A 13753-nucleotide genomic window follows, 5' to 3' on the forward strand; every position below is an offset into this window, starting at 1 on the left:
TAGAATGGAAGAAAGATAAAGGAGAAGATATTGTGTATAACACAATATCTTCTCCTTTTTTTCTTAAATACGGGTTTGTGAAATAGCCTGGCGCATTTTTTTTAGTGCAGGGTTGGCGATGTCTTTTCGTCGGACCATCGTGTTAACATATAGAGCATCAATGATACTTAGTTGTCCAATTCTTGAAGATAAGGCTTCTGATCGATATTCAGTCTCTTCTGAACTTGTATAAAGTGCAACTTGCGCTAATTGACTAATCGGTGATTTTGGAAATCCTGTAATGGCGATTACAGAAGCGCCGTTTTCTTTTGCAGTTTTTGCAATCTGAAGTGTATCTCGATTACGGCCGGAATGTGAGATTACAATAGCTAAATCGTCTTTTGATAATTGAGATGCGGACATTAGTTGGAAATGTGAATCTATAAAAGCAAAACATTTAACACCAGTTCTTATAAATTTATGGTAAGCATCCATAGCGATTACGGAAGAACCACCTGTACCATAAAAATAAATATGTTTTGCTTGATTCATTAACTTTACAGCTTTATTAATAGAAGTTTCATCTAAAATATGCATTGTATTTTCAAGTGTTTGTATATTTGATTTGAAAATTTTTTCGAAGATTGTTTTTTCATTATCTTGATCTGATATTTCCTCATGAATTTGTTGGATTGGGGTAATTACTTCAGAGGCTAATGCAATTTTCATTGCTTGGTAGCCTTTAAAACCTAAGCGCTTACAAAAGCGGAAAACCGTTGCATCTGCAATATTTAAATCAGCAGAAACTTCATTAATAGTCTTATTAATGATACGTGAGGGATCTTCTTGAATATAATCTGCAATTTTCTTTTCCTTTTCGCTTAAGCGAGGATAAAGAGAATTGATTTTTTTTATAGTATTTTGAGTCATAAAGGAAGTCCTTTCAAATAATGATAGTACCTGTAGTATAGCATATTCAAAAATAAGAAAAAATTTTTCTTCATTTGTTTTAACAAGTGAAATTATTTTTAGTATAATTAGATTAAGACTTGTTAAAAAGAGGAGCGTTTAAGATGAATATTGGTTTAGTTGGATTAGGGAAAATGGGATATAATCTTGGATTAAATTTAATGAAACATCAACATACAGTATCAGCTTTTGATGTTAATGAGGAGGCAGCAAAAAACTTTACAGCTGAAGGTGGAAATACTTTTTCATCGTTACAAGAATTAGTTAATGCTCTTCCAAAACCTCGTGTCATATGGTTAATGGTACCAGCTGGTGAGATTACAATTAGTACAATTGAACAATTAAAGGGAATGCTTGAAGCGGGAGATATTTTAATTGATGGAGGAAATTCGCATTACAAAGAAGCTATTAGTTTTGCAGAAGATTTAAAGCAAAAAGGCATCTTTTTCATGGATATCGGTACTAGTGGAGGCACTTCAGGAGCTTTAAATGGAGCTTGTATGATGATTGGTGGAGAAGAACAAGCATTTAAGGTAATCGAACCATTTATCAAAGACATTTGTGTAGATAAAGGATACTTATATGCGGGCAAAACAGGAAGTGGTCATTTCTTAAAAATGATTCATAATGGAATTGAATATGGTATGATGCAAGCAATTGCAGAAGGATTCGAAGTGCTTGAAAAAAGTCCATTTGACTATGACTATGAAAAAGTAGCTGAAATGTGGAACCATGGATCTGTTATTCGTTCTTGGTTAATGGAACTAACACAAAATGCTTTTTCTAAAGATCCAAAACTTGATGAAATTAAAGGGGTTATGCATTCTTCTGGTGAAGGAAAGTGGACAGTTGAAACAGCTCTAGAGTTAAAAGCACCTGTACCTGTGACAACACTTGCTTTAATGATGCGTTATCGCTCTTTAGAAGAAGACACATTTACTGGGAAAGTAGTGGCAGCACTCCGTAACGAATTTGGTGGTCATGCTGTTGAAAAGAAATAATTAAATTAAGATTTATAAGGGTTAGGAAAAAACTAACTTGGAAAAATGAAAAGCATCGAAAATTTTACGATCAGTGAAATTTTCGGTGCTTTGTTTTTAGTCTGAGTTTTAGCATGAAAAATCCGAACTAGAACTTTTAATATATATCCACATAAGTGTGGTATTAAGATTCAATTAAAAAGGATATCGCTAATTCCAATTTGGATATCTTTAAATTAATCCTTATTTTACCCATTTTTCTTGGAATTTCGTAATATCCTGATACTCTTGCTCAAGTAAACGTGAAATTCGAATAAAGATAGGGATTAGTTCAATATATATATTAACATTTTCTTCAATAGGATTGTGTATATGAGTAGAACCGACCCATTCAGATATGATTGAGAAGTCATCAATTTCACCTAATGCATACATACCAAGTACAATTGCACCAAGACATGAACTTTCAAAGCTTTCTGGAACTGAAACTTCTTGATTGAATATATCAGCCATCATTTGACGCCAAAGTTCAGAACGTGCAAATCCACCTGTAGCTTGAATTTTGTTCGGTATCCCAATAACTTCTTGTAAGGCGATAAAAACAGTATAGAGATTGAAAATAACCCCTTCCAATACTGCACGAATCATATGTTCTTTCTTATGATGTAAACCTAATCCAAAAAACGATCCACGAGCATTGGCATTCCATAATGGAGCGCGTTCTCCTGCTAAATAAGGATGGAATAATAAGCCATCTGATCCCGGTTTTACATTTGATGCAATGCGAGTTAAAACATCATAAGCATCGATACCTAAGCGTTTAGCAGTTTCCACTTCGGAAGCGGCCAATTCATCTCGTACCCATCTAAAAGTCATACCACCATTATTTACCGGGCCACCAACTACCCAATGTTTGTCGGTAAGCACATAGCAGAATATGCGTCCTTTTGGATCTGTTACAGGGTGATCGGTTACAGTACGAATGGCACCACTTGTGCCAATTGTTACGGCGACCACACCAGGATCTATCGCATTGACCCCTAGGTTTGATAGGACTCCATCATTTGCACCAATCACAAAAGGAATGTTTGAAGGAATTCCAATTTCCTCTACGATTTCTTCCTTTAATCCATCTAAAAAATACGTAGTTGGAACAAGCTCAGACAATTGGTCGGACGAAATCCCGGCTACTTCTAAAGCGGTTTCATCCCAATCGTTATTCTTAAGGTTGAACATTCCAGTAGCAGAAGCTATAGAGTGATCTACAAGATATCGACCGAAAAAGTCATGGAATACATATTCCTTCATACTAATAAATTTAAATGTTTTTTGGAAAATCTCTGGTTTTTCATGTTGTAACCAAGTAATTTTACAAAGTGGAGACATTGGATGAATAGGGGTTCCAGTACGTCTATAAATTTCATGACCATTCATTTCATTTTTGATTTTTTCTGACCAATCTGTCGCACGAGTATCTGCCCAAGTGATGCAATTTGTCAAAGGTTTACCGTTTTTATCAATAGCAATAACACTATGCATGGCTGCACTAAACGAAACAAGTCTTAATGTATTTACATCAATCTTACTTTTTTGAATAGCTACGCGAATAGCTTCTTTGACGGCAACTAAAATTTCATCAGGGTCTTGTTCTGCAACATTTGGGGTAGGACTGTACAATGGATAGCCAGCATGATGCATGCTGATAACTTGCCCTTTGTTACCAAAAAGTACTGCCTTCGTGCAAGTAGTACCTATATCAACGCCTAAATAATAAGCCATTTTTCCCATTGCTAGATTAATCTCCTTTATATAAAACATGAATATCGAAAATATTTTCTTTTGGATATTATATTTCAGAAAAAATATTTCCTACTATACTATATTACTGGACTTAAAGAATTAATAAAAGGAATTCGGATGAAATAATATAATAGTCATCTATTTGACAAAGTTTCATAAATAATTTGTATTTATTTATTTTTTTCTACAAAAGAGACTTCTCAAAATACAATCTATCATACATTATAAAACGATTTTTCGACATTGATTTGTTATAATAAAGATATGATATAGGAACATAAGAGAGGGAATATAATGGCTTACACTCCAATGATGCAACAATATTTACAAGTAAAAGCAGATTATCAAGATGCTTTTTTATTTTTCCGTTTAGGAGATTTTTATGAAATGTTCTTTGATGATGCTTTAAAGGCATCACAACTTTTAGAAATAACATTGACAAGTAGAGATGCAGGAATGAAAGAACGCATCCCAATGTGTGGGGTACCTTACCATTCAGCACAAAATTATATCGAAACACTTGTTCAAAAGGGCTATAAAGTAGCAATTTGTGAACAAACAGAAGACCCGAAATTGGCGAAAGGTGTTGTAAAACGAGAAGTTATTCAACTAATTACACCTGGGACAATAATGGAAGGTAAAGCGATTGAAGGAAAATCTAATCACTTTATCGCCTCTGCTACAAAACTAAAAGAAAGTGAGTTTGCATTTTGTTATCTGGATTTGTCAACAGGAGAATCGACGACTACATTTGTAGAAGGAGATAAAAAAGATTTAATCCAACAACTGCAGGCGTTTAATATTCGTGAATTAGTAGTTAAAAATGATCTATATGAAGAAATACAAGAATTAGCTGAAACTTATTCAATTGTACTTTCTCTTGAAAATGAAGGAATGACAGAAGAAAATAGCTTTGTCTATTTGAAACAAGCTCCACAAGAATTACATGAAGCTTGTCGAATTTTACTTCACTATATTGAACGTACACAAATGCGCTCACTCTCACATATTCAACCTTTTTCCTATCATGAAGTGAAAAATTACTTGAATATTGATACAAACTCTAAACGTAATTTAGAACTGATTCAATCATTACGTGGAGAACAAAAAGGGACTTTACTATGGCTGCTTGATGAAACTGCAACAGCAATGGGCGGAAGAAAATTAAAACAATGGCTACATCAACCATTAGCGAATCGCAATGCAATTGAAAAACGTTTAAATATTGTAACAGATTTGTTAGAAGAATATTTTATACGCACTGAACTACAAGAATTACTTAAAAACGTCTACGACTTAGAACGCTTAGCAGGACGGGTAGCTTTTGGTAGTGTTGGTGGTCGTGATTTAGCTCAATTACGTGAATCATTACGACAAGTTCCAGCTATAAAAGAGCTACTATTAAATTCAAAAAAAGACTATTTAGTACCACTCGGTCAAGCTTTAGATTTATGTGATGATGTAGAAAGCTATTTAAGTAACGCAATTACGGATCATCCGCCTATTTCTATAAAAGAGGGGGATGTGATTCGTGAAGGTTTCAATGAAAAACTTGATGAATTACGCTATGCTTCACGAAACGGAAAAGACTGGATTGCACAACTAGAGCGAAAAGAACGAGAAGTAACAGGCATCAAAAACTTGAAAATAGGTTATAACCGAATATTTGGATACTATATCGAAGTAACGAAGTCTAACATTGGCTTAGTTGACCTTACGAGATATGAACGCAAACAAACTTTAGCAAATGCTGAACGTTATATTACAGGAGAGCTAAAAGAAAAAGAAGCTATTATTTTAAATGCAGAGGAAGAAAGTCTACAACTAGAATATCAATTGTTTACAGAAATTCGTGAGTACTTAAAACAATTCATTCCTCGTCTACAAGCATTAGCATCTGATATTAGTGAGCTAGATGTATTTACTAGTTTTGCAGTCGTTACTGAGAAGTATCATTTTACAAAACCAACATTCCATGAAGGTCGTGCGCTAAAAATTATCAATGGTCGTCACCCTGTTGTGGAAAAAATGATTAATAAGAACTTATATGTACCGAATGATTGTGTGCTAGATACAGCTCAAAACATGATGCTGATTACAGGCCCGAATATGTCTGGTAAAAGTACGTATATGCGTCAAGTGGCATTAATAACAGTAATGGCGCAAATGGGCTGTTATGTACCAGCAGACGAAGCAGAGCTTCCAATCACCGATCAAATTTTCACACGAATAGGGGCTGCAGATGACTTAGCAGGTGGACAAAGTACTTTTATGGTAGAAATGTTAGAATCACAACATGCCATTACAAATGCGACAGCTAATAGCCTATTACTATTCGATGAAATCGGTCGTGGTACATCTACTTATGATGGTATGGCATTGGCACAATCTATGATGGAATATATTCATAACGAAATAGGGGCAAACACATTATTCTCAACACATTACCATGAGTTAACAGCATTAGAAAATGAGTTAGAGCGACTTCAAAATGTACATGTATCAGCAGCAGAACAAGACGGTAAAGTAGTGTTCTTGCACAAAGTTAAAAAAGGTCCTGCAGATAAAAGTTATGGTATCCATGTTGCAGAATTAGCACAATTACCAAAACCTATTATTAACCGTGCGCGAGTCTTATTGGCTGAATTTGAATCTTCAGATGTAGAACCAATTATTCGTCATAAAGAGGTTGCGGCTACAGTTTCTATCCAAAAAGAGATACCGAAAGAAGAAACTCCAAAATCTCACGAGTCAACTGTCCGTGAAGAAAATGCCACACAACTCTCTCTTTTTGAAGAGGCGGATCCGGTTAAAAAAGAAAAATTGGCGACTGAACTATCAACTGTCGAAAAAGAAGTTCTTGATCAGTTAAAACGATTAAATATATCAGGAACAACACCTATGGATGCATTACAACTTGTTTATGCGTTACAGCAATCGTTATTACAAAAATAGGAGATGCTTAATATGGGACATATTCATATAATGGATGAATTTTTGTCCAATAAAATTGCAGCAGGTGAAGTGGTTGAGCGCCCTTCCTCTGTTGTGAAAGAATTAGTCGAAAATGCAATTGATGCAGGAAGTACATCTATTGAAGTAGTATTAGAAGAAGCTGGAATGACTTCTATTCAAGTCATAGATAACGGCTGTGGTATGGACGAAGATGATGCTTTAGTATCTTTCCAACGTCATGCCACTAGTAAGATAAATAATGAACATGATTTATTTCGTATTCGAACTCTTGGCTTCCGCGGCGAAGCATTAGCGAGTATTGCCTCTGTATCGAAAGTAGATTTAATCACATCGAATGGAGAAGATGGCATAGAAGTTCATCTTGAAGGCGGTCATGTAATTGAAAAGAAACCAGGTTCTCTTCGAAAGGGTACGGATATAACAGTTTCTCAACTCTTCTTTAATACACCTGCACGTTTAAAATATATGAAAACAATTCAGACCGAACTTGGGCATACTATTGACTTGATGAATCGTTTAGCGCTTTGTTATCCGAATATCGCATTTAAACTGACACATCATGCTCATGAACTTTTACAAACAAACGGGCGTGGAGATTTACGTCATGTTCTTGCAGCCATTTATGGGGTTGCAAATGCCAAAAAAATGGTTCATTTTGAAGGAGAGTCTAAAGATTATAAGATTTCTGGCTATGCAACTATACCGGAAATCACACGTGCATCCAAAAATTATATGTCCATATTTGTCAATGGACGTTGGGTTCGTCATTACACTATACAAAAGGCAATTATCGATGCTTACCATACGTTTTTACCTATTGGTAGATTCCCAATTTCAGTTATTCATATTGAAGGGGATCCATTTTTGACAGACGTCAATGTACATCCTGCAAAGCAGCAAATTCGCTTGAGTAAGGAAGCGGATTTAATGCAGCTAATTGAGCAGTCTTTGCATAAAGCTATTCGTAATTCAATGCAAGCACCTGAAATTGCCCAAAAAAAGAAAAAAGCTGCACCATCTACAGAGCAGATTAATTTCTGGAAAACGATTAATTATAATACGACGAATATGCCACAGTTCAACGAAAAACCTAAACAAGCCGAAAATTTAAGTGAACCCATTTCTTCTAATCTTCAAGATGAAATAATAAATCACCCAGAATCAGAAAAAGGTTTTACAGTAGAAGAAAGCTGGGAAGAAATTAAAGAGTCGCAAGGGATCAATAAAATAAGCGAAGAAACGCAAGATATTTGGTCAACAAATTCAAAGGATGAAGAAATTGAAGAAATCGTCCCAACTGAAACACCTAAAGATCCATTTCCAGAACTTGAAATTGTAGGGCAAATTCATGGGACTTATATTGTTGCACAAAGTGAAGATGGCTTTTATTTAATTGATCAGCATGCTGCACAAGAACGTATAAAATATGAATATTTTAAAGAGAAGGTCGGAGAGGTAAATGCTGATGAGCGTCAAACACTTTTATTGCCATTAACTTTCCACTATTCTGCTGACGAAGCATTAACATTAAAGGAAAACAAAAAAGCTTTAGAAGAAGTAGGCGTTTATCTTGAAGAATTCGGTCAAAACTCATTTGTAGTACGTGAATATCCAACATGGTTTCCAAAAGACTTTGAATCAGAAATTATTGAAGAATTAATCGAACAGGTCTTAAAAGAACGTAAAACGGATATAAAAAAACTTCGAGAAGCAGCTGCTATAATGATGAGTTGTAAACGTTCGATAAAAGCAAATCACTATTTAGATAAGACTCAAATGGAAAGATTATTACAAGATTTAAAAACAAGGGTAAATCCATTTACTTGTCCACATGGTAGACCAGTAATTGTTCATTTTAGAACGTATGAAATTGAAAAAATGTTTAAACGTGTAATGTAATGAGTAAAGGTCAGAGGAGGATTCAAAATGTTTTCAGCTGCAAAGAGAGATCAAGTTATTCAAACTTTAAATGATTATTCATTTGATGTTTTAGTTGTTGGTGGAGGTATTACCGGTGCTGGTATAGCGCTAGATGCAGTATCTCGAGGGTTATCAGTAGCATTAGTAGATATGCAAGATTTTGCTGCAGGTACATCTAGTCGATCTACAAAACTAGTGCATGGAGGTTTACGTTATTTAAAACAATTGCAAGTTGATGTTGTAAAAGAAACAGGTAGAGAAAGAGAAATTGTTTATGAGAATGGTGTGCATATTACTACACCACAATGGATGTTATTACCTTTTTATAAAGGTGGCACATTTGGACCTTTGTCAACATCAATTGGATTGAAAATGTATGATAATTTAGCTGGGGTCAAAAAAACTGAAAGACGTAAAATGTTAAATTCTAAGGAAACATTGCTAAAAGAGCCGTTATTAAAACAGCAAGACCTTAAAGGTGGCGGCTATTATGTTGAATACCGCACAGATGATGCCCGATTAACAATTGAAGTATTGAAAAAAGCGGTCGAACTTGGTGCAATATGCTTAAACTATGCTAAAGTCGAAGAATTTGAATATGAAGATCAAAAAGTAGTCGGTGCAGTTGTACGTGATCAAATTTCTCAAAAAACTTGGACCATTCAAGCGAATGCAGTCGTCAATGCGACTGGGCCGTGGGTTGATACAATTCGTCAAAAAGATACGATTAATAACAACAAAAAATTACGCTTAACAAAAGGCGTTCATATTGTAATAGATCAATCAATATTCCCATTACAACAATCCGTCTATTTTGATACACCTGATAAACGAATGGTTTTTGCGATTCCTCGTGATGGAAAAGCGTATGTCGGAACAACGGATACTTTTTATGAAGATAACCCGCTTAAACCTATTGCCACAGATGAAGATATTGAATATTTAGTTGATACAATCCACTACATGTTCCCTGACGTTCAAGTTTCTAAACAAGATATTGAATCATGTTGGGCTGGTGTGCGCCCTCTTATTTATGAAGAAGGGAAAGACCCATCCGAAATATCAAGAAAGGATGAGGTATGGGAATCGCCATCAGGACTACTAACAATTGCTGGAGGTAAGTTAACTGGTTATCGTAAAATGGCTGAAAAAATTGTTAATCAGATTGTAAAACGCAAGCTATTTAAAAAAGCGGGACCTTGTATAACCGCAGAATTGGCCCTTTCAGGAGCTAAAGGTATTAATTCTCAAAATTTTGATGCGTATGTACAATATAAGGCTCAAGAAGGTACTCGCTATGGATTATCTTTGGAAGAAGGATATCAATTAGTACGTAAATATGGCACAAATATTGACCATTTATATCGAATTATCCATACACTAAACGTTCATGAAAAAACAACTCAATTACCATTAGATTTACATGCACAGCTAATTTATGCAATGCAATACGAAATGGCTTATACACCAGCAGATTTCTTTGTACGACGTTCTTCAAGAATGTTCTTTGATATAGACAGTGTAAAAAAATATAAAGACGCTGTTATTCAACTAATGAGCAAATATTTACACTATGTACCAGGGGAAGAACAACAATATCGCAAAGAATTAGAAGAATTATTATTCGATGCAACACATTTTGCAAATGAATAATCCTATGCATACAAACGATATTAAAATGGTTGGAGAAAAAATAATGTTACAACAAGAGTTAGATGTGATTGCAATAGTAGGACCGACAGCTGTTGGGAAAACTGCACTAAGTATTGAACTTGCTAAGGTCATTAACGGGGAAATTATCAATGGTGATTCAATGCAGGTTTATAAAGATTTGAATATTGGTACAGCGAAAATTACAAATGAAGAAATGGAAGGAATTCCTCACCATTTATTAGATATAAAGGAACCAACAGAATCTTTTTCAGTTGCAGACTATCAAAAGTTAGTCCGCGCAAAAATTGACGAGATAAAGGCAAAGGGTAAATTTCCAATCATTATTGGTGGAACGGGACTTTATATTCAATCTGTTTTATTTGATTATCGTTTTACAGAGGAAAAAGTTGATCAAACAATTCGAGATAATTATTACAAAGAATTAGCAGAAATAGGACCAGAGGCGATGCACCAAAAACTTGCTGCAATTGATCCTAAAACAGCAGCTACTATTCACCCAAATAATACTCGGCGTGTTATTCGTGCGTTAGAAATGGCAGAACATAGTGGAATTCAAAAATCAGATGAAAATCAACATCTAGGAGATCGACCACTATATAAACATCGAATCATTGGTCTAAATATGGACCGCGAACGCTTATATGAGCGTATTAACAAAAGAGTTGATCTAATGATGGAAAAGGGATTATTAGAAGAAGTTAAAGGATTATATAATAGAGGAATAAGAGATGTTCAATCTATAAAAGCAATTGGATATAAAGAGATTTATGCTTATTTAGAAGGCAACGTATCATTGCAAGAAGCTATTGAACAACTAAAACAAAATTCACGTCGATATGCGAAAAGACAACTCACATATTTCCGTAATAAGATGAATATTGAATGGTATGACGCACAATTGGGTACAATAAAAATAATTGATAATATTTTACAAAAATAAAGGGAATTCACTAAAAAAAGCGAATATACAATACTATTATTAGCTTAAGGGGGATCTTCATGAAGTCAATGAATTTGCAAGATATGTATTTAAACCAATTGCGTAAAAACGGTATATTTGTTACCGTCTTCTTATTAAATGGATTTCAGTTAAAAGGGACAATTCGTTCATACGACAATTTCACTGTATTACTCGAGGTAGACGGGAAACAACATTTGATTTACAAACATGCAATCTCAACGTTCGCACCATCTAAATCCGTTGATTTGCAACAACAAGAAGCTGAATAATCTGAATTATGGGTACGAAGGCGTCGTCTAGAATAGCACGCCATTCTATATGTAGAGGTTGGTAGACTTGATTCGACCATGCAAAGCAATATTTCATATTAGATATTTGTTATAGAAATGAGGGGAAGTCCCATGAGTTTTCTACTTATGGGGCTTCCCCTTTTCTAGTTGAAATAATTATTGTGAGTTTATTTGGCAAACATTGAAAGAGAAGTCACTAGCAAGATTAGAAAATCCCATATATACTTTATATATATTTAAATTGGAGGAATTCTTATGAAAACTATTACCCCTGAAGAAGTATTAGAAAAATTAGATGCCAATGAAGATTTACATATTGTAGATGTTCGTGAAGATGAGGAAGTAGCTAATGGTGTTATTCCAGGAGCGATTCATATTCCATTGGGACAAATACCCGAAAGAAAAGAAGAATTGGACAAAAATACCCCATACATCTTTGTATGTCATGCAGGGGGCCGTAGTTTTAGTGCTTGCTCGTATTTATCAGGTGAAGGCTATGACGTAACTAATATGGAAGGCGGCATGAGTGCTTGGCAAGGGGAATTAGAGTTCTAATTTTATGACTTTGCAACTTTTTGTTAAATTACCTTTTCACATATTATAGGGAAAAATGCTCTTCTCCATAAAATGGAGGAAGAGCATTTTTTCTTTCCAAATTTGTTGAGATATTTGTAAATCATAAGGGTAGGGTTAGCGAAGAGTACGTATAGTTGACGTTTAAGAAAGAATTGATAAGATTAAAGAGGACTTAATTTAGAAATGGAGTCGATAAAAATGGCATATATGTCCAACTTAACAGAAGAAACAATGGCCCTAGCCAAAAAAATAGAGGAGAAAGTGAAACCTTACTTTGATAAGGCAGATGAAATGGCGTTTTACAACCAACAAAAAGTACTCTCTGCTTTTCGAAATAATAATGTAAGTGAAAGTCACTTCTATCCATCAACTGGCTATGGTTATGATGATGAAGGACGTGATACATTAGAACGTGTATATGCCGAAACATTTGGGGCAGAGGCTGCTATTGTAAGACCACAAATTATTTCAGGTACACATGCGATTACGCTTAGTCTTTTCGGTGTTCTCCGTCCAGGGGATGAACTTATCTATATTACGGGGAAACCATATGATACATTACAATCCATAGTTGATGGTGGAGATAAAGACACAGGTTCGTTAAAAGACTTTAATATAAGTTACCAACATGTTGATTTAATTGACGACCGAGATGTTGATTGGGAAAAAGTTAAAAAAGTAGTATCAGCTAAAACAAAAGTGATTGCCATTCAACGTTCAAAAGGTTATGCAACACGCCCTTCATTTACCATTGATCAAATTGCAGATATGATCAAAAATATTCGTGCGATTAAAGAAGATGTCATCATATTCGTAGATAATTGTTATGGTGAGTTTGTCGATGCTGTAGAACCAACAGAACTTGGTGCCGATTTAATGGCAGGTTCCTTGATCAAAAATCCTGGCGGTGGCCTTGCAAAAGTTGGTGGCTACATCGCAGGTAAAGCAAAATATGTAGAACAATGCTCATATCGTATGACATCACCAGGGATTGGAGCAGAAGCCGGCCCTTCTTTAAATGCTCTACTTGACATGTATCAAGGATTCTTCTTATCACCTCATGTAGTGGCACAAGCATTAAAAGGAGCCATCTTTACTGCGGCTACATTAGAAGAGATTGGTATGAAACCATCACCACGTTATGATGCAAAACGTACAGATTTAATACAATCTGTCTCATTTAATACACCAGAACAAATGATTCAATTCTGTCAATCTATTCAAGCAAATTCACCAGTCAATGCTCAATTTGCTCCCCAACCAGCACCAATGCCTGGTTACGAAGATGATGTAATTATGGCAGCAGGTACATTCGTACAAGGTGCAAGCATTGAATTGTCAGCTGATGGTCCAATTCGTCCTCCATATACAGCATATGTACAAGGTGGACTAACATATGAACATGTAAAATATGCAATACTAAATGCAGTACAAAATTTACAAAAGTAATAAAAAACTAAATATTATAGGACATTATTTGATATTTGGAATTTAAAAGGACAACTGAAATTGGAGAAGCAATCCTCCAATTTCAGTTGTCCATAATTGTGTAATGAATTACTATTATTCAGAAAAATTCGAAAAATTTAGAAAGTCACATCACTTGTATTTAAAAAAGCTTGGAAAGG

General features: G+C 34.8%; 10 protein-coding genes. 8 read left to right on the forward strand and 2 right to left on the reverse strand.

The window, feature by feature from the left end; translation table 11 throughout:
- Positions 1–63: 63 nt before the first annotated feature.
- Positions 64–909 carry a MurR/RpiR family transcriptional regulator gene (locus tag D1606_RS02080; protein ID WP_119414363.1) on the reverse strand — a complete coding sequence of 282 codons (846 nt, stop codon included), beginning with the start codon at positions 907–909 and terminating at the stop codon, positions 64–66.
- A gap of 143 nt (positions 910–1052) precedes the next feature.
- Between D1606_RS02080 and gnd the strand changes: the two genes are divergently transcribed.
- Entirely contained in the window at positions 1053–1949 is an 897-nt protein-coding gene (gene gnd, locus D1606_RS02085) for a phosphogluconate dehydrogenase (NAD(+)-dependent, decarboxylating) (protein ID WP_119414364.1), read from the forward strand.
- A 222-nt stretch (positions 1950–2171) separates the two neighbouring features.
- Here gnd and gntK read toward each other — a convergent pair whose 3' ends face one another.
- Positions 2172–3707: a gluconokinase gene (gene gntK, locus D1606_RS02090; RefSeq protein WP_119414377.1), complete on the reverse strand. Its 1536-nt coding sequence runs from the start codon at positions 3705–3707 to the stop codon at positions 2172–2174.
- 312 nt (positions 3708–4019) lie between these two features.
- Between gntK and mutS the strand changes: the two genes are divergently transcribed.
- The 7 genes from mutS (at position 4020) to D1606_RS02125 (ending at position 13574) form a co-directional block, all read left to right on the forward strand.
- On the forward strand, positions 4020–6683 hold the full coding sequence (gene mutS, locus D1606_RS02095) for a DNA mismatch repair protein MutS (protein WP_119414365.1): 2664 nt from the start codon (positions 4020–4022) through the stop codon (positions 6681–6683).
- A 12-nt stretch (positions 6684–6695) separates the two neighbouring features.
- Positions 6696–8603 carry a DNA mismatch repair endonuclease MutL gene (mutL, locus tag D1606_RS02100; RefSeq protein WP_119414366.1) on the forward strand — a complete coding sequence of 636 codons (1908 nt, stop codon included), beginning with the start codon at positions 6696–6698 and terminating at the stop codon, positions 8601–8603.
- A 27-nt stretch (positions 8604–8630) separates the two neighbouring features.
- Positions 8631–10277, forward strand: coding sequence for a glycerol-3-phosphate dehydrogenase/oxidase (locus D1606_RS02105; RefSeq protein WP_119414367.1), 1647 nt, complete (start codon positions 8631–8633; stop codon positions 10275–10277).
- 43 nt (positions 10278–10320) lie between these two features.
- Positions 10321–11238 carry a tRNA (adenosine(37)-N6)-dimethylallyltransferase MiaA gene (gene miaA / locus D1606_RS02110; protein WP_369973725.1) on the forward strand — a complete coding sequence of 306 codons (918 nt, stop codon included), beginning with the start codon at positions 10321–10323 and terminating at the stop codon, positions 11236–11238.
- A 59-nt stretch (positions 11239–11297) separates the two neighbouring features.
- Positions 11298–11528, forward strand: coding sequence for an RNA chaperone Hfq (gene hfq / locus D1606_RS02115; RefSeq protein ID WP_119414368.1), 231 nt, complete (start codon positions 11298–11300; stop codon positions 11526–11528).
- Positions 11529–11804: 276 nt separating this feature from the next.
- Complete coding sequence (locus D1606_RS02120) at positions 11805–12104, forward strand: rhodanese-like domain-containing protein (protein ID WP_119414369.1); 300 nt, start codon at positions 11805–11807, stop codon at positions 12102–12104.
- 219 nt (positions 12105–12323) lie between these two features.
- Positions 12324–13574, forward strand: a complete 1251-nt coding sequence (locus D1606_RS02125) for a methionine gamma-lyase family protein (RefSeq protein WP_119414370.1) — start codon at positions 12324–12326, stop codon at positions 13572–13574.
- Positions 13575–13753: the final 179 nt, after the last annotated feature.

Source organism: Rummeliibacillus sp. POC4, from assembly GCF_003576525.1.
Classification (GTDB): Bacteria; Bacillota; Bacilli; order Bacillales_A; family Planococcaceae; genus Rummeliibacillus.